This window comes from Virgibacillus sp. FSP13 (genome assembly GCF_054048505.1).
In genome coordinates this window covers 46,447-68,122 of record NZ_JBSVKG010000017.1, presented here as the reverse complement: position 1 = coordinate 68,122, position 21,676 = coordinate 46,447, and the positions used below count along the sequence as shown (strand labels likewise).

26 protein-coding genes are annotated in these 21,676 nt (G+C 38.4%); 11 read left to right on the top strand and 15 right to left on the bottom strand.

All coding sequences use genetic code 11. The annotated features are described in order from the left end of the window. Window positions 1–369 precede the first annotated feature (369 nt). Entirely contained in the window at window positions 370–2,265 is a 1,896-nt protein-coding gene (locus tag ACW2QC_RS14155; RefSeq protein ID WP_457544611.1) for a PrkA family serine protein kinase, read from the bottom strand. A gap of 231 nt (window positions 2,266–2,496) precedes the next feature. On the opposite strand from ACW2QC_RS14155, the gene yedE reads away from it, so the two are divergent. Further along, the gene (gene yedE, locus ACW2QC_RS14150; protein ID WP_457544610.1) at window positions 2,497–3,696 is read left to right on the top strand and encodes a selenium metabolism membrane protein YedE/FdhT; all 1,200 of its coding nucleotides are present in this window, start codon (window positions 2,497–2,499) and stop codon (window positions 3,694–3,696) included. After that, on the top strand, window positions 3,686–3,913 hold the full coding sequence (yedF, locus tag ACW2QC_RS14145; RefSeq protein WP_106495807.1) for a sulfurtransferase-like selenium metabolism protein YedF: 228 nt from the start codon (window positions 3,686–3,688) through the stop codon (window positions 3,911–3,913). The genes yedE and yedF overlap by 11 nt, the downstream gene beginning before the upstream one ends. Before the next feature lie 357 nt (window positions 3,914–4,270). On the opposite strand, the gene ACW2QC_RS14140 is transcribed toward yedF, so the two are convergent. The 6 genes from ACW2QC_RS14140 to ACW2QC_RS14115 form a co-directional block, all read right to left on the bottom strand. Continuing rightward, the gene (locus ACW2QC_RS14140; RefSeq protein WP_373288592.1) at window positions 4,271–4,348 is read right to left on the bottom strand and encodes a putative holin-like toxin; all 78 of its coding nucleotides are present in this window, start codon (window positions 4,346–4,348) and stop codon (window positions 4,271–4,273) included. Between the two features lie 580 nt (window positions 4,349–4,928). Beyond that, window positions 4,929–5,534 (bottom strand): helix-turn-helix domain-containing protein, encoded by a 606-nt coding sequence (locus tag ACW2QC_RS14135; protein ID WP_457544609.1) that lies wholly within the window; start codon window positions 5,532–5,534, stop codon window positions 4,929–4,931. Window positions 5,535–5,688: 154 nt separating this feature from the next. Then, entirely contained in the window at window positions 5,689–6,594 is a 906-nt protein-coding gene (locus tag ACW2QC_RS14130) for a hydroxymethylglutaryl-CoA lyase (protein WP_457544608.1), read from the bottom strand. A gap of 420 nt (window positions 6,595–7,014) precedes the next feature. Next, on the bottom strand, window positions 7,015–7,386 hold the full coding sequence (locus tag ACW2QC_RS14125; protein ID WP_457544607.1) for a hypothetical protein: 372 nt from the start codon (window positions 7,384–7,386) through the stop codon (window positions 7,015–7,017). Window positions 7,387–7,397: 11 nt separating this feature from the next. Beyond that, window positions 7,398–7,913 carry an acyl-CoA thioesterase gene (locus ACW2QC_RS14120; RefSeq protein WP_457544606.1) on the bottom strand — a complete coding sequence of 172 codons (516 nt, stop codon included), beginning with the start codon at window positions 7,911–7,913 and terminating at the stop codon, window positions 7,398–7,400. Window positions 7,914–8,160: 247 nt separating this feature from the next. Beyond that, on the bottom strand, window positions 8,161–9,045 hold the full coding sequence (locus ACW2QC_RS14115; RefSeq protein ID WP_457544605.1) for a LysR family transcriptional regulator: 885 nt from the start codon (window positions 9,043–9,045) through the stop codon (window positions 8,161–8,163). Between the two features lie 219 nt (window positions 9,046–9,264). On the opposite strand from ACW2QC_RS14115, the gene ACW2QC_RS14110 reads away from it, so the two are divergent. Next, window positions 9,265–9,576: a DUF4870 domain-containing protein gene (locus ACW2QC_RS14110; RefSeq protein ID WP_457544604.1), complete on the top strand. Its 312-nt coding sequence runs from the start codon at window positions 9,265–9,267 to the stop codon at window positions 9,574–9,576. Between the two features lie 165 nt (window positions 9,577–9,741). Further along, on the top strand, window positions 9,742–10,152 hold the full coding sequence (locus ACW2QC_RS14105; RefSeq protein ID WP_457544603.1) for a hypothetical protein: 411 nt from the start codon (window positions 9,742–9,744) through the stop codon (window positions 10,150–10,152). A gap of 11 nt (window positions 10,153–10,163) precedes the next feature. Here the strand turns inward: ACW2QC_RS14105 and ACW2QC_RS14100 are convergent, their stop codons facing one another. The 4 genes from ACW2QC_RS14100 to ACW2QC_RS14085 form a co-directional block, all read right to left on the bottom strand. Continuing rightward, window positions 10,164–10,730: a DedA family protein gene (locus ACW2QC_RS14100; protein ID WP_457544602.1), complete on the bottom strand. Its 567-nt coding sequence runs from the start codon at window positions 10,728–10,730 to the stop codon at window positions 10,164–10,166. A 93-nt stretch (window positions 10,731–10,823) separates the two neighbouring features. Next, the gene (locus ACW2QC_RS14095; protein WP_457544601.1) at window positions 10,824–11,513 is read right to left on the bottom strand and encodes an LrgB family protein; all 690 of its coding nucleotides are present in this window, start codon (window positions 11,511–11,513) and stop codon (window positions 10,824–10,826) included. Continuing rightward, complete coding sequence (locus ACW2QC_RS14090) at window positions 11,506–11,868, bottom strand: CidA/LrgA family protein (protein ID WP_457544600.1); 363 nt, start codon at window positions 11,866–11,868, stop codon at window positions 11,506–11,508. Before ACW2QC_RS14090 ends, ACW2QC_RS14095 begins: the two co-directional genes overlap by 8 nt. 224 nt (window positions 11,869–12,092) lie before the next feature. Next, window positions 12,093–13,094, bottom strand: a complete 1,002-nt coding sequence (locus tag ACW2QC_RS14085) for a glycosyltransferase (protein ID WP_457544599.1) — start codon at window positions 13,092–13,094, stop codon at window positions 12,093–12,095. A gap of 339 nt (window positions 13,095–13,433) precedes the next feature. Here ACW2QC_RS14085 and ACW2QC_RS14080 point away from each other — a divergent pair, with 339 nt between their 5' ends. After that, the gene (locus ACW2QC_RS14080) at window positions 13,434–14,126 is read left to right on the top strand and encodes an NAD(P)H-dependent oxidoreductase (protein ID WP_457544598.1); all 693 of its coding nucleotides are present in this window, start codon (window positions 13,434–13,436) and stop codon (window positions 14,124–14,126) included. 17 nt (window positions 14,127–14,143) lie between these two features. Next, a complete protein-coding gene (locus ACW2QC_RS14075; RefSeq protein WP_457544597.1) occupies window positions 14,144–14,326 on the top strand; it encodes a hypothetical protein in 183 nt (60 codons plus the stop codon). A gap of 62 nt (window positions 14,327–14,388) precedes the next feature. Here the strand turns inward: ACW2QC_RS14075 and ACW2QC_RS14070 are convergent, their stop codons facing one another. The 3 genes from ACW2QC_RS14070 to ACW2QC_RS14060 all read right to left on the bottom strand — a co-directional run bounded on the left by ACW2QC_RS14070 (window position 14,389) and on the right by ACW2QC_RS14060 (window position 17,535). Then, entirely contained in the window at window positions 14,389–14,859 is a 471-nt protein-coding gene (locus ACW2QC_RS14070) for a DinB family protein (RefSeq protein ID WP_457544596.1), read from the bottom strand. 160 nt (window positions 14,860–15,019) lie between these two features. Continuing rightward, window positions 15,020–16,621 carry an ABC transporter permease gene (locus tag ACW2QC_RS14065; RefSeq protein WP_457544595.1) on the bottom strand — a complete coding sequence of 534 codons (1,602 nt, stop codon included), beginning with the start codon at window positions 16,619–16,621 and terminating at the stop codon, window positions 15,020–15,022. Beyond that, window positions 16,621–17,535 (bottom strand): ABC transporter ATP-binding protein, encoded by a 915-nt coding sequence (locus tag ACW2QC_RS14060; protein WP_457544594.1) that lies wholly within the window; start codon window positions 17,533–17,535, stop codon window positions 16,621–16,623. Before ACW2QC_RS14060 ends, ACW2QC_RS14065 begins: the two co-directional genes overlap by 1 nt. Window positions 17,536–17,716: 181 nt before the next feature. On the opposite strand from ACW2QC_RS14060, the gene ACW2QC_RS14055 reads away from it, so the two are divergent. The 5 genes from ACW2QC_RS14055 (at window position 17,717) to ACW2QC_RS14035 (ending at window position 21,255) form a co-directional block, all read left to right on the top strand. Beyond that, on the top strand, window positions 17,717–18,307 hold the full coding sequence (locus tag ACW2QC_RS14055) for a TetR/AcrR family transcriptional regulator (RefSeq protein WP_457544593.1): 591 nt from the start codon (window positions 17,717–17,719) through the stop codon (window positions 18,305–18,307). A gap of 303 nt (window positions 18,308–18,610) precedes the next feature. Beyond that, complete coding sequence (locus tag ACW2QC_RS14050; RefSeq protein ID WP_457544592.1) at window positions 18,611–18,736, top strand: hypothetical protein; 126 nt, start codon at window positions 18,611–18,613, stop codon at window positions 18,734–18,736. Continuing rightward, complete coding sequence (locus ACW2QC_RS14045) at window positions 18,727–19,287, top strand: Na-translocating system protein MpsC family protein (RefSeq protein ID WP_457544625.1); 561 nt, start codon at window positions 18,727–18,729, stop codon at window positions 19,285–19,287. Before ACW2QC_RS14050 ends, ACW2QC_RS14045 begins: the two co-directional genes overlap by 10 nt. Window positions 19,288–19,494: 207 nt before the next feature. Further along, window positions 19,495–20,931: a PAS domain S-box protein gene (locus ACW2QC_RS14040; RefSeq protein WP_457544591.1), complete on the top strand. Its 1,437-nt coding sequence runs from the start codon at window positions 19,495–19,497 to the stop codon at window positions 20,929–20,931. Between the two features lie 3 nt (window positions 20,932–20,934). Then, a complete protein-coding gene (locus tag ACW2QC_RS14035) occupies window positions 20,935–21,255 on the top strand; it encodes an acyl-ACP thioesterase domain-containing protein (protein WP_457544624.1) in 321 nt (106 codons plus the stop codon). Between the two features lie 7 nt (window positions 21,256–21,262). Here the strand turns inward: ACW2QC_RS14035 and ACW2QC_RS14030 are convergent, their stop codons facing one another. Continuing rightward, window positions 21,263–21,445: a spore germination protein gene (locus ACW2QC_RS14030; protein ID WP_457544590.1), complete on the bottom strand. Its 183-nt coding sequence runs from the start codon at window positions 21,443–21,445 to the stop codon at window positions 21,263–21,265. Window positions 21,446–21,676 lie beyond the last annotated feature (231 nt).

Sequence of the window (21,676 nt, the reverse complement as noted above, 5' to 3'; positions counted from 1 at the left end):
CCCCCTTCTATTATTTTTTATCACGAATATTGCCATAATTTGTTATAATTATCAATAAAAGGTGAAGTGAATTGACATGATTAATAGAATCATCGGAATAATAATTTACGTTTTTTCAATTGTAGCTTTAATCCTAACTACTTTTATCTCACATAAATACTTTGGGTTCTTATTAATTGGAGGAATTGCCATATCTGTTTATGAATTATATATTTACAGAAATGAGTTTAGTAAATCTAGAAAAATAGCCATCAGCATAGCTGCAGTAATATTTATGACTTTCGCTATTTATGAGATAGCAACACTCTAGCTTATAAAAAAACAAGACTAACTCCATGATTAGTCTTGTTTTTTTACATACTCCCTTATTTATCGGTTCAACAAGCTTCCAACATACCGCAACAGTTCGTTTGCTGAAATCGAATTATAGCCATATTCATCAATTAATCTAGCAATCACTTCATTAATCTTTTTAAGTTGTGACTCGTCAGGCGTTTTTGATGTCGTTGTAATTTTGACAACATCTTTTAAGTCGGCAAATAATTTCTTTTGAATTGCCTCACGCAACCGCTCATGCGAGTTATATTCAAAGCGTTTCCCCTTTCTTGCATAGGCGGAAATACGAATAAGAATTTCCTCTCTGAACGCCTTTTTCGCATTTTCAGAAATACCGATTTGTTCCTCAATGGAGCGCATTAACTTTTCATCCGGATTCATTTCTTCCCCTGTCAACGGATCCCTTAGCTTATTTTTATTACAATATGCCTCGACATTATCCAGGTAGTTATCCATTAACGTTTTTGCGGACTCCTCATACGAATAGACGAATGCTTTCTGTACTTCCTTCTTGGCAATTTCATCGTATTCCCGTCTAGCAACAGCAATATAGTTCATATAGTTTTCGCGGTCTTCATCTGATATTGATGGATGCTGATCAAGGCCGTCTTTCAACGATCGTAATACATCAAGGGCATTGATCGAGGGAACTTCTTTACGAATAATCGTTGACGAAATGCGGTTAATCACATATCGCGGATCAATCCCGTTCATCCCTTCTTCAGGAAACTCTTTTCTTAATTCCTCTACATCTAGTTGATTGAATCCCTCAACACTTTCGCCATCATAAAGGCGCATCTTTTTAACATGATCGACACCTTGCTTTTTAGAGTCCTCAAGCCTTGTCAAAATGGAAAAAATCGCAGCAACCCGTAACGCATGTGGCGCAATATGGACATGTGCCATATCACTTTCCCTAATCATCTTTTCATAAATACGTTCTTCCTGACTCACACGCAAATTGTAAGGAATCGGCATCACAATAATTCTTGAATGTAGTGCCTCATTCTTTTTGTTGGAAATAAAGGAACGGTACTCTGCTTCGTTCGTGTGTGCCACAATAAGCTCATCAGCACTGATCAAGGCGAACCTTCCCGCCTTAAAATTCCCCTCTTGTGTAAGTGATAAGAGGTGCCAAAGAAACTTTTCATCACACTTGAGCATCTCCTGGAACTCCATCATCCCTCGATTCGCTTTGTTCAATTCCCCATCAAAGCGGTATGCACGAGGATCTGATTCCGAACCATATTCAGCAATCGTTGAAAAATCAATGCTGCCTGTTAGATCGGCAATATCCTGGGATTTCGGATCAGATGGACTAAATGTTCCGACACCAACACGTTTGTCTTCCGAGAAGAAAATCCGCTCTACCTTCACATCCTCAATTCGCCCATCATATTCCTTCTCTAATCGCATCGTATTTAGAGGCGATAAGCTTCCTTCAACCCGAATACCGTATTCCTCATAAAAATCTTCCCGCAAATGGTTTGGAATTAGATGAAGCGGGTCTTCATGCATCGGACAGCCCTTGATCGCATAAACCGCCCCTTCATCCGTTCTCGAATACGCCTCAAGCCCTCGCTTCAGCATCGTCACAATTGTTGATTTCCCACCACTGACCGGACCCATCAATAGTAAAATTCGCTTCCTAACATCAAGTCGTTTTGCTGCCGGATGAAAGTATTCCTCCACAAGTTTTTCAATTGCATCTTCAAGCCCAAATATCTCTTCCCCAAAAAATTGATACATTTTTTTACCATCTTTTTCTGTTAAACCAGAACTTTTAATCATATTATAAACGCGAGAATGTGCTGTTTGGGCAACTTCTGGTCGTTCCTTCACAATTTCCAAATACTCCGCAAATGTACCTTCCCACACTAGTTGCCTTTCCTCTTCCCGATGATGCTTCACTTTGTCCAGTATACTCATTTTATTTCCTCCATTCAGGGCAAGGTTTATATAGCATATGCTTGAAACGAGCTGGTAATGCCGAATTGTTTCTGTCTATACAACAAATTACATATAATACCTTGGAAAATGGAAATGTAATAGTTTGCGATATGAATAGGTAGTATTACAATAGAAAAGGACATATATTGCCTATAGGATGAGAACTTATTACGCATTCTCATTCTGCGGGAAATGAAGGGGTAAAAACGGATGATCAAAAAACTATTTACAAACTATTGGAATCCTTATGCAGCTCTTATCATTGCGGGGATTTTGAGTGCAATATACTTTGGTATTACCGAAAGTGTTTGGGCTGTAACAGGTGAGTTTACACGTCTAGGAGGGCATATATTGCAATTCTTCGGCGTTGATATTTCCGATTGGGCTTACTTTAACATGATTCATATGGAAGGAGGTACATTTGATCGAACCGGTGGCTGGATTGTGTGGGGAATGTTTATCGGCGCCTTAATGATGGTTCTATTCAGCAATAATTTTAGAATACGAATTCCCAAGCAAAAACGGCGCATTGTGCAAGGATTAGTCGGCGGTGTAATTGCAGGATTTGGTGCACGATTAGCCTTAGGATGTAACCTCGCAGCATTCTTTACAGGCGTACCACAGTTTTCTGCTCATTCTTGGATTTTTATCATCGCTACCGGTGTTGGAACTTATCTTGGTACCAAAATCGTAAAAACACGCTGGTGGAAAGGCAAGCCGGTTCTGACAAAAGGGAATACAGAGCCATCCGCCATAAAGTCAAAAAAAGTGCAGCCTTATGTTGGTGGCATCGTAACCCTAGCATACTTAGTACTCATTATCTATCTATTTATTACTGGTAAGACAATGCTAGGTGTTGCCGCATTATTCGGTGCATTTTTCGGTATTTTAATCGAACGAGGCCAAATCTGCTTTACGTCTGCATTCCGTGACTTGTGGATGCTTGGCCGAGGAACAATGGCAAAGGCAATCATTGCTGGTATGGCAATCAGCTCGGTTATTACAATCATTGTTATAGGTGTTTATGGGTTGGAACCAATCACACAAATAGCAGCAATAAGTACGTTTATCGGCGGCGCCCTCTTCGGCCTTGGCATTGTCTTGGCAAGTAGCTGTGAAACAGGAATGATGTACCGGCTCATGGAAGGGCAAATCCTTTATCTCACCGTATTCATTGGAAACATAGCTGGTGCGACTTTGCTTGCCTATGCATGGGATCACCTTGGTATTTATCATCTGCTTGTTGAAAGCGGAGATAAAGTTAACTTAGTTGCTTCAATTGGGCCTATTGGTGCGATTATCGCAACGCTTGTAATGCTCGCAGTTTGCTTCGGTATCACACATTACTGGCAAAAGCATTATCGTTTAAGAACTAAATTGAAGAAAGGAGTGCAGCAGCATGTCGGTTGATTATACATTGGATTTACGAGGAGAGTCATGCCCATACCCAGTAATTTATACACTAGAAGCTTTAGAAGGTATGGAAAAAGGAAAACTTTTAAAGGTAATCACAGATTGTCCTTCCTCTTTCCGTAATATACCGGAAGATGTGCCAAACCATGGCTATCAATTTGCACAAGAGCCAGTTAAAAATGGTCCGGAATATTTGTTTTATATTATTGCTTGATTGAAGTGCGTATTCAAAAAGAAGGATGAAAAGGACCGAGAAGTTCGAGGCGGTGTAGTTTTGAGTACCGGAACGTATGCAATTGATACGTGAGGAACGGGCATACACAGGAAGTGTTGTCTTCTACGTTTGCTATTGACGTGGGCGTTCTTAGTAGAAGTTCCCTTTTCACCACATATTTTTTTGTTTGCAAATCGCTTTTTCGTGTTATAATAAACATAGAGACTAGAAAAAAGCATAAACTAATAAAGACCGAAGATACGCTAATATCTTCGGTCAGCAATGAATCGCTCCCCTTCAAGAGGGGTCAGCGCGAGAAAGGAATAGACCTCACCCGGCTGCTAAACACAGGGAGGTCTATTTTTTCTGGTCTGTAATCGTTACAACGAGTGTTGCGAAAGCGATCATTAGAACCAGTGTCTCAAAAACAGACACGGGCAACACCCCCTTCCGTTATAGCATATCGTATGACACTACAACCGACAGGAATGCGCCGACCTCCCTTGAGGAAAACGCGATTATTGCATATATCTATTATACCACTTTCCTAAGGAGTTTAAAGAAATTTTAAACTTTCCTTTAGCAACCATCTGACTAAAAAGTCTTATACCATATTTTGAAATACTGCTGCACCCAGCCATAAAAATAAAGAGTATTAAAACGGAGAACTGTACGACTTTTGACATTAAGACACCTCTATTTCATACTTCCGCAAAATGGCCCGATTACTGAACAAAAATCAATCTGGACTCTTCCACTAAACCGCCAGTTAGTTGTATAAAAAAACATAAAAAATGATTTTTTCAGACTATACAGCAACCTATTGAATATTCCAATAATTATTCCACCCATCAAAAAATAGCAGAAGCGAATCCCTATGCGAATTACCCTGCTATTTTTGTTGTCAATATCCTGTGATTCGTATTGTTTTTTCCTTGTTTTGCATCTCAAAATAGCACCCATTATTATCAAATGTCTGCTTATTATTAGGCTCCCAAAACTAATTACAGATTGCTCACACTCCACTATCAACAAACACAGTCAATACCTTTGCCCCTTTATTGTCGACCGGAATAAACAGATGCGGCTTGACTCCTTTAAAATAGGAGGTATCCCCTGTTTCCATGTAATGCTTCTGATCATCATAAAGCAGATAAATCGATCCCTCCAAAATATAAATAAATTCATCCTGGGAATGGGTATAGGGTTCGTGCCGTAAATTCGCATCCTTTGGTGTGACATGGACAATGGTTGGTTCAATTCCGGAGAACCGGGACCTGGCAAGCAACTCATAGGAATAGCCCATATTTTCGTCGCCCACTTTGAATTGTCTATTTGACTTAGGCAGTAATACAAGATCAGTTTCTGAGTGACCATCCAATACCCAAGAAAGCGGAACATCTAATGCTTCACTGATTTTTGATAATGTCGCAACAGCAGATCCCGTTTGGCCGTTTTCAATTTTAGATAGCAGGCTTTTGGAGATGCTGCATTGATCCGCTATTTGCTGCTGCGTTTTCTTGCTTCGTAAGCGAGCTTGTTTTATTTTTTTACCTATATTATGAAGATTTATGATTATTCTCCCCTTTCCCACCGAATCGGATATGGGTGCCTTTATCATAGAATAGCACCTTCCTTCCGTCAAGGCAGAGTAGAAGAATATATTATTAAAAGACAAATTGACTCAAACGCCAAATAAAAAGAGCCATCATTTTTTCCCGTCCAAAAAGGAAAACGATGGCTTACTCTTTTTTATTATTTGATGAGTGATTCTTTCAGCTTTGGCTAGCTGCATACGCAAGTGACTTACTAGGTAATGACTTTCCTAACTTTTGCTGGATATAAAATGCTGCTTCTTGTAATTTCTTCTCATCAATCCCTGTATGAATTCCTAATCCATGCAGTAGGTATAACACATCATTGGTTGCTACATTACCAGCAGCTCCTGGCGCATATGGGCATCCTCCTAATCCTCCAATTGAGCTGTCAAATCGTGTAATACCATACGGAAGTGATCTTGTTATATTGGCAATGGCCATACCTCTTGTATCATGGAAATGCATAATAATTTTCTCTTTTGGATAACGACTAAGCACTGCCTCCAGCAACTGATCCACTTGTGATGGGACTGCTGTACCAATCGTATCACCGAGTGAGATATCATTCACACCGAACTCAAATAACTTATCACATACACGGATAACCTGTTCTGGCGTAATTTTCCCTTCAAATGGACAATCAAACACAGTAGAAACATAGCCAGTGACATGCTTATCGTTTTTCTTGGCTTCTTTAATGACTTCTCCCAAGACCGGGTACGTTTCTGCAATCGATTTGTTGATGTTCTTCTGATTATGCGTTTCGCTTGCAGACATGAATACCGAAGCCCCGTCTATCCCTGTCTCCAACGCTAATTCCAACCCTTTCATGTTAGGGACTAACGCAGAATAACGGACATCAGGGTTACGTTTGATCTTCTTGCCTACTTCATGTGCATCAGATAATTGTGGAACCCACTTTGGATGAACAAATGACGAATACTCGATTTCCTTAACCCCTGATTCAGACAACATGTTAATCCAATTAACCTTGTCAGCCGTTGGTACCGGTTTTTTCTCATTCTGTAATCCATCCCGCGGTCCTACTTCTTTAATCTGAACGTGTTTTGGCCAATGTACCATGTTTTCCCCTCCTGGATAGCATTTAGAAAATCAGTTGCTCTCTGTTAGGAATGCGCTTTCACAAAGGCAAATAACAAAAATAATTATACCTATAATACGTTACCCGAAAAATAATTGTGATGAACATAATTCCTTCTCTATATCATACTATTCACTTATGTTTATTTTGATTCAACATTGTTGAATTAACTATATAATAAAAATTCGCAATATGTCAACTGTTTGGGGGTTATTGTTTGTGACCGGGTATGTCGGGGATTGACTGGATGGGTAGCATCAACCGGAGTTACGAGATTATCAACCGGATTCGCGGGGGCATCGTAAAAATTTTAGAAAGCAGCCAAAAATTAAAACCACAGATTTGATTGTCTGTGGTTTTAATCAGTTATTGGATTTATGCATTTTTATCGAAAACAATCATTAGCGAACAACAGCAGGACCAACCAATACTTTTGGGTTTATCCCTAATGCCAGCTTGCATATTTTCCCGTAACCAATTTGTTGGTAGGTGCTTAGTAATTGTTTCAAATCATGTGCTTTGCTATCTTCTTTTAATTTTTCTATTTCTTGCTGATAGACAGATAATACATAATCATCCTGAGCATCGGGGCGAAATTCACTCGGGTTTTCGTCTAAAATAAGGCATCCTAAATACTGAAATCCATACTGGAGCTGACGTGTCAGATGAATGGCGTTCATGAATTTCTGAAATAATGCTGGTTTTGCCATTTTAAAATTCTCAATTTCACGTTGTGCACATAATAATTCGTTGATGCTTGATGTCGCAAGCATATAATCTCTCCTTACAAAATAGGTTTTTCCAAGGTAAGCTTCGATACTAAATCTTTGTTTTTTTGTCTTTTCAGTTTGCGCAATTTTGCCCGTTCCTGACCAGTTTCATAAAGATATTTTTCCTCTTCTGTTTCAGGAATAACTTCGGGTACCATAACAGGTCGTTTATCTTCCCCTATAGCAACAAAAGTCAAGAATGCAGTTGCCGCCAATCTTCGCTCACCGGTTTCTAAATCCTCGGCAATTACTTTACAAAAAATCTCCATGGAACTTCTTCCGGTATACGTTACAAATGATTCAAGACACACAGAATCACTTACTCGTATCGGTTCAATAAAGTTTACAGAGTCTGTTGATGCTGTAACACATTCTCTAACTCTAGAATGTCTTCTAGCGGAAAGTGTCGCACAGCCATCCATTTTTTTCATGAGCACCCCACCGAATAATGTATGATAATTATTCAAGTCGTTCGTGAGTACTTGGTCTGTTTGAATAACACGCGTTTCCTTTACTTTTTTAGCTTCCATTCCGAACATCACCTTATCTATAATAGGGACTACTCCCTTTGCTTTATTACGTTAAGATGGCAGGGTAATACCTCCTGTCACAAAGAACAGTATACACCGCACTTTCAAATGTAGTACAATGCCGATCATACATGGGGATCATAACGATTTGTTATGGAAGCGCTTTGTATCGTGCGTAACCAAATAGGCTTCCACCACATTGATATGGAGGAAGCCTAATATATCGCTAAACGTTTATCGTCAACAATTAGATTTGTGTAAGTTTTTCCTTGGCAAAACGAATAAATTCTTTGTTAATTTGCGATAGGTAAGCATCTGTTTTCCAGATAATTGCAAGACTCCATTCGATTTCCGGATTTGTTACTACAACAGTTTGCACATTACTTGTCAAATCCCGACTTGTACTTTCCGGCAACAAGGTGATACCTAAACCGGAAGCTACCATTTCCTCAATAAAGTCCAACTGCGATGTTTCAGAAATAATTTTCGGTTGAAATCCAACACCTTCACACGCGGTCAGAATAAGGTTTCTTAATGAGAAGTCTTGGTTAAACATAATAAACGTTTCCTCTTTTAGTTCATCAAGTGAAACGTCACCCCTATTCGCCAGAGGATGAGATGAAGGTGCAACTACTTTCAAATTCTCATTTACAAACGTATAATAATCAAGCATATTATGATTAGTTGGCAAAACAACAACACCAAAGTCTAGTTCATCACTAATAATTTTCTCCTCAATCCGCTTCGAACCATCCTCCTCCAATTGGAATGTCACTTCTGGATATTCTTTATGAAACGACCCAATAAGCTGAGAAAAGAAGAAAGAATTGATGACTGTAGGAAGTCCAATACGGATATGCCCCTTTTTCAATGTATGTAAATTACCAAGCTCTGTTTCCAGCAGGTGAAATTGTTTCTCAATAACCTGTGCATGTTTATATAGAACGCGGCCTGCATCTGTTAAAATTAGCTTTTTGCGAGAGCGAATGAAAAGCGGGGAACCGAGCTCATCTTCCAATGATTTGATGATTCTGCTTAGGGCAGGCTGCGTAATGTAAAGATTTTCTGCTGCGTGGGTGAAACTGCCTGCGCGTGTCGCTTCGATAAAGTATTGCAAATGTTTAATCTCCAAAAGGTACCCCCACCTTCCATCCCGTTAGTTGCGTTATCTTCTAGTAATAGCTTATCATATTTCTTTAACATGCTTGCGTCAGGTAACTCATGTTATATTTTGTTTGTTTTGTGATATACATACTACGAGGATTTCCCATGATCATTCGAACTATCCGATAGCTTAAACCAATCAAAATGGGCATAATAACCTTAGAATAGGATAAAAGGAGAGCAAATCATGGACACAAGCAACAAAGTATTAGCATCATTGAATTACTTCAGTATCTTTTTCGCACCTCTTTTATTTCCACTTATTGTGTATTTTGTAGTAGAGGAGCCTGTTAAGTATCACGCTAAACGAGCATTGATTTCTCATATTATACCATTTATTGTCATTCTGTTAGCCATTATATTAGGGATTATTTTTGGCCTTTCCAATTCATTTGGATTAGCAACAGGGTCTATCGTAATTGGATATCTTCTTGCTGGTATTTTGTATATTGTGTATCTCATTTGGAACATTGTACAGGGAATTAAGATATTCATCTGATAACCATGGGACATGGGGACAGGTTTGTTGTCCCAGTCCTGTTTGGCGGAGTGGCAGGGTTCAAGAGTGGGACAACAAACCTGTCCCCACGTCCCACTAAATGTGCTTTCACATAATAACTTTTCAAACATATAGTGTACTAATTTTCCAAACCTGGAGGGAATCATGATGTTTTACCCAACTGGCACCCACCTATTATGTTGCACATCATACATGCAACCTGTTTATCATCCAATTACTTACTATCCGGCATCACCGTATATGCTAAGTGCTCGCCCGCAATATCCAGAAGTTGACCCAACCCTTTTTCATCAGTCTGCTGGGGCCTTCAAAACGTTAATGAATGACGCCACGATCATTTTAAACAAACTTGCCGATTCCAAGGAATTTGCCTACCAAGTAATGAATGCAGCTCAAGTAAACGACAAGGATGAAGTTGAAAAACTAATCAAATCAACCGGGGTAAAAGAAAACGTAAACGTAGACTTCAATCCAGATGCAATCACACTTGAGATGATGTCCAAATTAGAAAAAACGGAATGCTGTAAATTAGCGATGACCCTTCGTTGGCGGTAAATTGTCGTATTTCAGTCGCCCTTATTTTTTCGCCTTTTTAAATAAAAAAATATTATTATCCCGATCACTACAAGCCCGAGTGCTATATAAACGTAAATACTATAGGAGTCAAAGAAGCTTTTAAATTTGTCATAATTGCCTAAAATAATCATGATATAAGACCATGAATATATACCAATAAATGTTAAAATAAAGTATTTAACTATGTTAATTCTGCTCATACCAGCTACATAGGAAATATAATTACCGACACCAAGCGGGCGTGACAAAGCAATACTCCATACTCCATATCGATTAAAGAATGATTTCCCCTTGTCCAAGCCTTTCTTTAGCTTTTTTGAAAAAAATCCCTCTAGTTTCATACCTAAAAAATAAGGAATTAAGCTGGCAAGACTGTAACATACACTCATGTTAACTGCCAGCAAGGCCGTATTTAAGTAACCCGGCGATAATATATAGCCAAAGGAAAGCACCAAAACCACACCCGGAAAAGGTAAAGACGAACCTTCTAACAACATGACAATATATAAACCTGGCTTGCCCAAAGTACTTAACCATTCCAACAACTGCTGAATCATCTAATCTTTCCTACTTTCCATTTCAAACCTGTTATTAGTATGGATAAAAAGCCAACTTATAACAGGCTAAAATGCAAATCTTGTGTTACGAACTTACATCAGCAGCAGAATCAGTCCTGGTGTTATGATCGACACTACAACCGCACTAACAACCATCGCAATCGTGCTAATGGAGCCCTCAAGCTGATTGTGCTCCATCGCGGCTGCTGTTCCGATGGCATGAGACGCACACCCCATACCTACACCACGGCCAAGATAATGGTTAACACGACAATACTTCAAAACAACGGAACTAATCATTACACCACCAATTCCAGCAATCATGACGAAAACTGCTGCCAGTGGTGTTATCCCTCCGGTTGAGTCAGCAATCGCCATCGCAACTGGGGTAGTAACCGATTTCGGGCTAAGCGAATAAATAATCAACTGATCAAAACCAGCCCATTTTGTCAGTAGTATGCCAGTAGACACGCCAACAATTGCTCCAAAAAGCGTTCCACCAAAGACAGGGATGATCAGCTGTTTTAGTATTCCGCGCTGCTGATAAAGTGGATAAGCAAGTGCCACAACTGCTGGACCAAGTAATTTATTAATCCACTCCCCACCGATCATGTACGTTTCATATGGTATATCAAGAATTATTAATCCAACAATAATAATAAAAGTTGCGATAATGACAGGTGCTGTAAACGTATAATCGTATCTATTGTGAACTCTTACTGCAAACAGATAAATGAGAAAGGTACCAATAATCGCAGCTAATCCAATCAGGAAGTTAATCATGTTTTAATTCCTTTCTTTTGATAATCCATTGACTTACAAACCCTGAGCCACCCATAACGAAAATCGTACTAACGAGGACAATAATGATCAGAAGGAAACCTTTGCCGGAAAATACGTCAAAATAATTCAAAATCCCTGCAGTAGCCGGAATAAAAAAGAGCGTTAAATTCTTAATAATAAAATTTGACCCTTCCTCAATCCATTTTACCTTTAGTATGTTTGTAGAGAGCAAGATAAATAGAAGAATCATCCCAATAACACTCCCAGGTATAAACAGATCCAGGGAATGCTGGATCCAATTTCCGAGTAAACAAATACCGTACAAAATAGCAATTTGAATAATAATTTTACACATTCTCCGCAAATCACATGACACTTCTTTCTTATAGGCTGATTTCTAACTGCGGGGCAGAAAGCAACAAACAATGCGAAAACAGCCTTCTTATAGAGTGGAACCCAATTCAGCGGGCTTTTTTACCAGTTTGATAGCTAAAAAGAGTCTAAAAAATAATAGAAGAATCTATGATAGACCTTCTACTAATCTTTGAAAAGTATTTCGCTCACGTAAAAGTGATGTTGTTATTCCCTTAGCCATTTATCAAAAAAGTCCCGATACCCTTTCTTCATGACTTCACTTGAAAATTTGTCAAATGCATACTGCCGGTTCTCCATTGAAACTTTATTAGGTGAAGCAGCAGCCATGTTCACAAGTTCAAACCAGTTCTTTTCATTGCCAGAAAAAGCATGTGTGGAACTGATATGATCATAACAAGGATGCTCCGGTTTCACGACCATTTTCCCCATTGCTAATGCTTCTGTTAGTGGCATGGCAAATGTATCAAATCTAGAACAGCTCCAATATACTTTTGCTGAATTCATAAGTGCAAATATGTCATCTTGCGTTAAAGCAAATTGCAGTTTCACATTATTAGGTATGTTATATTTTTTCATGCTTTCCCTGTAACGTTCCCCACCAAAGACCATAAACACTTCTTTATCCGGGTTCCTCCGTGCATATTCCAATACTAAATCAGGACGCCTATTCGCCTCATCCCTACCTATCCAAAGCACACGGTTGTCGATGGTTTGTGAAGGATCGAAATGTTTCTTTGCCAAGCTCTCGTTGAAACCAATTGGTATAACAGAAACATCCGTAACACCAAAATTCGTATGCAATTCACGCTTCAAATATTCCGTTTGGACAATAGCCTTATCTACTATTTCGTAAAACGGCTTCATCATCTCATAACCTGTCAAAGCCGGATCGGGAAAACTGTGTGGGAAAAGAACGCTATTTTTAATGAACATTTTTAAATAGGTGAAGCCCGAAACTGTATAAATCACATGGTCAATATTTTCCGAGTAAATTTTGTCTAAAACAATATCATAATTGACCAAATCGCCTTTTTCATGCTCATATCCTGGGAGCCAGTCATACCCACTGACATGCCGCTCGGGAGATATAAAGACGATATCCACACCAAATCCCTTACATAGTTGCTTCAGTCTATCAGCAAAAATACGCGGTCCTTGTGCTTCGGTAAATTGTATTTTTCTCATCACGAGTCCAACTTTTTTCATCAATACTCACCTTATTTTTTCTCCATCATACCATACTTTATATTTGGCTGCGCTTGGGACGATGTTTTCTCCCTTGCGCCGATGTTCCTGCTTTCGGGACGATGTTTTCTCTCTGGCGCCGATGTTCCTGCGATTCGGGACGATGCTTTCTCCCTCGCGCCGATGTTCCTGCTATCAGGCTATAAAAGAACCTTACATTTAATGAAATTCTACCCCTGCAACACTGACATTTGATAATAAGTGTCTAGTGTTGCTATGATAAAGTAAGAATAATTCATTATTTCAGCCATAATCAGGCATTCGAATATATGGAGAAACTTAGAAAGTAGGGGAAAGACGTTGAAAACTTTGGTGATTGTATCACACCCAGACATTTTAGAATCCAGTAGTCAACAATATTTTTTAAACTCAGTTCCTGATAAAGCGGACGTAACGATTCATCAGCTAGAAAAAACGTATCCAGATGGTAAAATCAACGTTGCAAAAGAACAGGAATTACTGAACCAGCATGATCGTATCCTTTTCCAATTTCCATTTTACTGGTACAGTTCACCGGCTCTCTTAAAGCATTGGCAAGATGAAGTTTTAACATATGACTTTGCTCATGGTAAAAAAGGAAATGCCTTAGTCGGAAAGGAATTTGGCTTAATTTTAATGATTGGTGTTAATGAAAGTGATTATCAGGCTGGTGGTAAAGAACAATTCAGCATCAGTGAACTTACCAAGCCGTACCAAGCAATGGCCAATAAAACCGGAATGACCTTTCTTAAGCCGCTAACCGTGTTTCAATTTTCCTTTATGACCGAAGAAAAAAAGATGGAAATGTTAGTAGCATACCAGCAAATGCTTACAAACGAGAACGACAGCAGTCTCGAGGCAAGAGAAAAATGGTTAATAAAACAGCTTAAACATACAGATAAAGCAACATTGAAATCTGGTGATGAAACAACTTTAATGCATGCGATCGAAGTTATCGAGGAGAATCGAGAAACTATCGATGAACTAAAACTGGTATTAGAGCAGATGTATTAAATGCAGGAGGGTCGAGATTGGAAAAAGAAGAATGGATGCTTCAGGAATTGGAGCGTGTATACCACAATAGCAGTGACTACAAACAAAGAGCTTTAATTGAAGCCGCACGTAACATTATAAAGGAACAGGCAAAACGAATTACGCAAATGGAAGGTGAATTAGACGGTACCCTGTGGAGCCCACGAAATTGGAGTGAATAATGGGACAGAGGGACAGGTTGAGGCCCTCTGCCTGGGACAACTAACCTGTCCCCACGTCCCACTTATTTTACTTCAGTTGGATGTTTCATGAAAAACGGAACTTCTTTGGCTCCGGTCATCCGAACATAAGTAAACAGTTGACCTTTATGATGAATTTCATGATCGATTGCATTGGATAGCCAGAAGCTTCCTGGCGCTTTGTCATTGTTGAACTCGATCTCTGCATTTACTTTTACTTTGTCCAATGATTTCAAGTCCCACTTCGATATTTCCGTATACTTCTTAACAATCTCACGCACATCATCCATTGTCTTATAATCAACTTCCGCTTTTGGTGGTTCGAACTTTCCATTTACAACCATTTTAGCGAACATATCCATTGATGTCGCAATATGAATCGCCAAATCACCTAACGAAAGCGCACCATCCCATGGTTTAAAATCAATATGCTCATCATCCACCAAATCAAGCAAATCATGAACAACTAGTCTATGTCTTAACCATCCTTCTACTACATCATCCATTGTACCCATATCAAATCCCTCCCTTACACCCACTATGCAACAATTAACAGACAACTTCAACTACCATGCTTCTGGGACGTGGGGACAGGTTAGTTGTCCCAGTGTAAATGCCGCCGAGGACGGGGATTACGCGGTGGGACAACTAACCTGTCCCCACGTCCCGATAATTTTATCCTTCTATATCCCTTTTATTATATCCAATAATCCCAAGCGTCGTTATAACAGCTGCTATAAGAGTCAATATAACAATCGGCGTCCATGACATATCGTCAACTGGGAGCTGTGGAATGTGCCCGAATGGTGAAATTTGACCAACCCAATCTGACAGTTGAAACATTCCTCCTAAATAAAGAACGAAGAAGGAATAAAGCACATAAAGCCAGATTAGACTTGTGAACTTTGGCAAACACCCAATTAAAAGTACCGCTACACTGATCATCACGAGGATTGCTGGATAATATGCGAGTGCTGTTCCATAAATTATTCCAAATTTAAGGCCACCTTCGATTACAGAAGTACCTGCTACCCACATCCCCACCGCGGCAAGTGACAACATGACAAAACCATTAACAACTGAAATAGCCAGAAAGCTTGCCATTAGTCGTGTTCGGGAAACTGCTCTTCCTAACAAATGCTCAATACGGCCCTTCTTTTCCTCTTGGTATAACTTATTCATTGCCATTAATGGTGGAATCACTGCCAATATGGCCATCACCATTAATATCATTGACACGAACTGTTCCGTATAGGAAAGCCCCTCCTCGGATGCTAGCAATTCCGTCATCATTTCGTTACCTTCAAAAAAAGTATCCAGATCCCCTAACACCGAACCGTAAGACACACCCATTACGAACATTGCGATTGCCCAAGCGATCGTACCTGTGCGCTGTAGTCTAAGACCCAGTCCGATCGGAGTTTGTAACAATGCTGAAGCAAACTTTCTGCCAGGTTTTGACGGCAAAAAACCAGCCTCTAAATCTCGAATCGCATTTAAATAGTTTGCAATCATAAATAGAACAATAGATACACCAACCATTAATAGAATTGGCCACCAATTATTTTCACTATATATTTGAGTTTTCGTTATCCATCCAAGTGGTGATACCCAACTTAGCGCCTCATTACTAACATCCCCAATCCCACGAACAAGATAGGCAATGAGAAGAACCGCTATTGAAAAACCAATCGTCCCGCGTGAACTCTCCGAAGCTTGAGCAAAAAGTGCTGTCACACCGACAAAAAATATACCAGTTACACCTAAAGCTGCTCCATATAATAATGATCCCTCTAAATCCATACTTTCTATATTTAGTGCATATAGTCCAATGCCAATTATGAATGCTAAAAGAATATTTACAATGGTATAAACAAGTAATGTTGCATTCAAATTGGACAGGCGCCCTACTGGTAAAGATCGTATCAATTCAATGCGTCCATCCTCTTCATCTGCCCTTGTATGGCGAGTCACAAGCAAGATACTCATTAATCCAACCACAACCGCTGTTAAAAGTATCATCTGATGGGCTGTCATGACACCAAGAGTATAGTTTTGTAAATCAGCTGGTCCTACCATCGCAATCATCGCAGGATTTTCCATTGTTTCAGCCATAACATCTCTATCTTGCTGGGAACCATATAACTCCATAAAAGATATTGGCACCATAAATGTAAAGAAACAAATTCCAATTAGCCATATAGGAATACGAAGCCGATCCCGTCTAATAATTAACCTAGCAAGGTGGGCACTGCGCTTATAAATCGTTTCACCCATTAGGATCTCCCCCCTGATCCTGTCTCCGTTTGTCCTTTCTCCTCATAATGACGCATGAATAAATCTTCCAATGTCGGCGGAGTACTTTCTAATTTTACAATACCAAATGAACTTACATGTTTAATGACAGCATCCAATTCCTCGGTATCCACCTGGAAAGACAATCCTCCATCTTTCTCAACCAGTTCATGAACACCTTTTAATTCACGCAAATTAGTAATTGGTTTCTTTGTTTCTATAAGCAGATTCACGCGGGTTAAATGCCGCAACTCACTTAAAGATCCAGTTTCAATAATTTTACCCTGCCGAATAATCCCAACCCGATCACATAACTTTTCCACTTCCGATAAAATATGACTGGATAACAGGACACTTTTTCCTGCTTGTTTTGCCTCCATGACACACTGCTGGAAAACTTGCTCCATTAACGGATCCAATCCAGATGTCGGTTCATCAAGTATATAGAGATCTGCATCCGATGAAAAAGCGGCAACTAGAGCAACCTTCTGCCGATTACCTTTTGAATAGGTTCGGCATTTCTTTGAGGGATCCAAGTCAAATCGTTTCATCAGTTCCTCACGCCTGGTTTTATTATTACCACCACGCAATTTCACAAATAAATCAATGACCTCCCCACCAGTTAAATTAGGCCATAAATTAACATCCCCTGGCACATATGCAATGTGTTTATGGATCTCCACTGCATCTGACCACACGTCTTTGCCAAAGATTTTCGCCTCTCCCTCTGTTGCTTTTAAAATCCCAAGTAATACGCGGATGGTTGTGGATTTACCAGCACCGTTTGGACCGATAAACCCAAATACTTCCCCTTTATTTATGTCTAAATTGACGCCATCTAAAGCTGTAAACTTACCAAACCTTTTTGTTAGATTATTTACCTCTAAAACACTCATTTCATCCCCTCCTCAATGGCCTTTTGCACCTTTGATTCCAAGAAAACCTCTTTAAATTATGAAATACTTTAACCTATATAGTTCATAATATATAAAAATGATCCACTTTGCAATATGTTTATGAACTATTTTTATTGTTTTATTACATATTTTTTATTAAAATAAAAGCGAGGTGAACATAATGGACGGTTTTCAGCGTCGCAGAGAACAAAAAATGAACAACATATTAGAGGCTGCCTTACGTTTATTTCTGAAATACGGAATTCAAAAGGCTTCCATTGCGGAGATTGCTAAAGATGCTAAAGTATCACAGGTAACGATCTATAATTACTTCGAAAGCAAACACAAATTAGTTGATGATGTAATTGTTTACTATATAGAAAAGGAATGGTCCAAAACCGAAGAATTAATCGATAGTGACCTTGCTTTTCCAGAGAAGATTAAGCAGGTTGTTTTTCATAATACAAAAGTAGCAAATGAAATTCATGATGATTTTTATCAGTACATTATGAAAGAATACACAAGCGGAGATAACTACATTGAAAAATTCTATGCTGAAAGGGTTATGCCACGTTTAGCAGCATTCTTTAAATTAGGCAAGGAACAAGGACATATTGATCCAACCATTTCAAATGAAGCAATCCTATTTTTCATTCAAATGTTTTACGATTATTTTTCAAAAGAGGAAGTTTACAAAAGGTCGCTTCCCTTGAGTGAAGAAATTACGAAATTGTGTTTTTATGGGATTGTTGGTAAAAGGAATGATTACTAGCTTTTAACTATTTTTGTAGTGGTTTGAGACGTAGGGCAAATTTAAACGAGCTTGAAATTTCAAGCTCGTTTTGTATATTTAAGTTCTTATTTTGATTGCCCCTACCTTCTTTACCCAATTTCCCTTTATGAATTATTTTAGTCGCAATCCACATTCTTCGTTAGCCAATTTTGTATATTTATTGATCTAATGTGACATACTTAAAGTGAATTACCTCTTGAAAAATTATCCAATGATCTCTAAAATACAAAATAGGATAAAAGATATCATGCTTTTATCTAAAATAAGGATTGAATTAAACAAATGACTGATAATAAGCAACAAACAGAGCTGGCAAGCTATATTGGCAAATTGCTGAGGAATAGCTTTGGAAAAGGGTCAGAATCTATTTTTGTAACCATTGAGAAGACGGTCGTACTATTTATCTAAGAAATTTTACGTCGCCAATAGAAAGAGTTCTCATCGAACAGGACCAAGTAAAAACTTTTCAAAAGGCAAGAGATTCACTTATGAAAATGCTTATTCCTGAAATCAAAGCCTATATAAATATTGTTTCGGGAATGGAGATAAGTGAATTTTACTATGACTGGGGATTGCATAATCAATCAGGAATATTTATCGGAATCGGGGCAGATTTGGATACGGAGAACCTTTGGCAGTCAGAAAGCTATGAAGGCAAAGCACAGGTACATCAGGAAATCATGCGTATCAGCAAACAAGTCGAAAAAGCGCCTAAAGAAATCTATTCTCATCGACTAAACCCAAGAACACTACTACTCTTTCGAAACGATATTTTGGTCAACATCGAAAAGGAGTTAATAAGACAGGGATACGCGGAGATATTGCGGATTACGAATAGAAAATTGGAAAGACGTATCTTCATAATAATAACCATTTTGAATCAATCCTTAATACAAGTGTTGTTGATATATTTGTTGACTGGGATTTTGACAAAAATAAGAGCGCTATCGTTTTTGTAACGAAGCCACCTACATAATCTGGCGGAAATGGGCTAAATAATTAAGTTAGACATAAGCCAAATAAGGAGCAAAGGCTTCTTATTTGGCTTTTTTATTTTTAGGAACAAGAGAGTTCGATATCCCAGGTCGTTGGCATAGATACGGCCTTCTAAACTGGGATAGGGTTCTAAGTATCTTTATTCCGGAGTATAGGGGGAGTGGGAGTATATGAAATTGCAAAAGCTAGAGAATCCATATTTGTTAAAGCATGCGTTTGATTATGCAGCTATTGGGAAAGCATTGGTAAAACTAGATGGTAGTATCATTAAGGTAAATCATTCGTTAAGTAAATATCTTGGCTATGACGAAGATGAGTTGTTAAGTTTGCCATCTCGACATTTTATTCATCCTGAAGATTTAAAGAGTCTTTGGAACGAAACGGCATCATTATTAAACGGAAAAATTGAATCAGTTCAAACAGAAAAGCGCTATATTCATAAGGATCACTCTGAAATTTGGGCATCATTAAGTATTACCTTGGCCAAAAATGATCAGGATCAACCGTTATATTTTGTTTGTCAGCTTTTTGATATTACCGATCTAAAACATGCCGAAAAGAAACTTCTCGATGGTGAGAAAAGATACAAACAGATTATTGATGAGACGCCGGATGCAGTACTTATCCTAAGAAATCAAAAATGTTTGTTTATCAATGAAGCGGGAGTCCAGCTTATTGGAGCAAAACATAAAGATGAGGTCATTGGGGAAAATGTATTTAATTTTATTGATCAAGAAACCAAAAACAAACTAATAGATAAGCAAGTTTTCACAAAGGCAGTTGGTCCTTTAGAAGGAAAGGTTATCCGTTATGACGGAAAAAAAGTTGATATTGAATTAAAGACAATCCCAACACTTTACCAGGAAAAACAAGCGGTACACGCTATTATAGAAGATATAACCGAACGTAAGAGGACACAAGAATTGATGATTAATACAGAGAAACTTACCGTTGCAGGGCAATTAGCAGCGGGAATTGCCCATGAGATAAAAAATCCATTAACTGCCATTAAAGGATTTCTGCAAATAATTGAAAATGATTTACCGGACAAAAAAACATATTTTAACGTTATTTCTCAGGAAATGAATCGGATAGAGACTATATTAAGCGAACTATTAATTCTTGCAAAACCGCAAACAGTTAAATTCGAGCAAAAAAATATTGCAGTTATATTAAATCATGTCATGACATTGTCCAAAGCTTTGCCTGATTTGAACAACATCGTCATTACCGAAAATATTGAATCAGATTTGCCCGCAATTTTTTGTGATGAAAACCAGCTCAAACAAGTATTTATTAACTTTGTAAAAAATTCCGTTGAGGCCATGACCAATGGCGGCGAAATACTTATTGAAGCAAAAAGGAAAAACAACAAAACAATCATTGTTCGCATTATCGATCAGGGGCATGGAATCCCAGAACATTTACTAAATCGGGTCGGTGAACCGTTCTTAACAACAAAAGACAAAGGAACAGGATTAGGCCTAATGATCTCCAGACAAATTATCAACAGTCATAACGGGGAATTGCATTTTAACAGCAGCAAAGAAGGAACAACTGTAGAAGTGACACTGCCACATACAGAACAAACAGCAGGACAAATCTAGAATATAGTAGATTGGTTTGTATATAAGGATAGGCTGGAGAAGGAGTTCGGTGTTGCTTGGGTATTAACTAGAATCCGCGTTACTATCGTACTTACCCCAAATTGGGATAAGGAAATTACTATCGAAACTTGGCCACTTGAACCGGGTAAAGTTGAATTTGATCGGGATTACCTGGTTCAAGATGTAAACGGAAATGTAATTATAAGAACTATTTCCAAATGGATAATCATGGACATGCATGAAAGGAAAATAAAACGATTTTGGTACCAATTATTTAATAATGGCTGTATATTCCCTTGCACCAATTCTTCCTTCGGGTTCTAGCATGTTTTTATTCTCCTATTTTCTTTTCCAAATCTTTTGGTTTTACATAACCTGGGCGAAAAGTTTCGTTCTTTAACAATCTCCTAAAAATCGTATCCTCGGAAGATTTATATTTTGGTGTTAATGGAGATAAATAGGGAACACCAAATGATTTCATCGAGACTAAATAAAATAACCCAATTGCGAACAAAGCAGTCCCGGTTTATCATCATTACGTTCATCCAAATATCTTCTCAACGCTTCGATTGCCCTCATCATTTTTAACGAATTCATTACGGGCCCTATTAACGGGCAAAATATTTTTTCAATATTTTAAAATTAGTACTTCCACTCCTACCAAATTGTGCTATAATGAAGGTGCTATTCTAAACTATCCTCTCTAGCAACAGCAATTCTATTTTACCAATCCCTTAAAATTTAA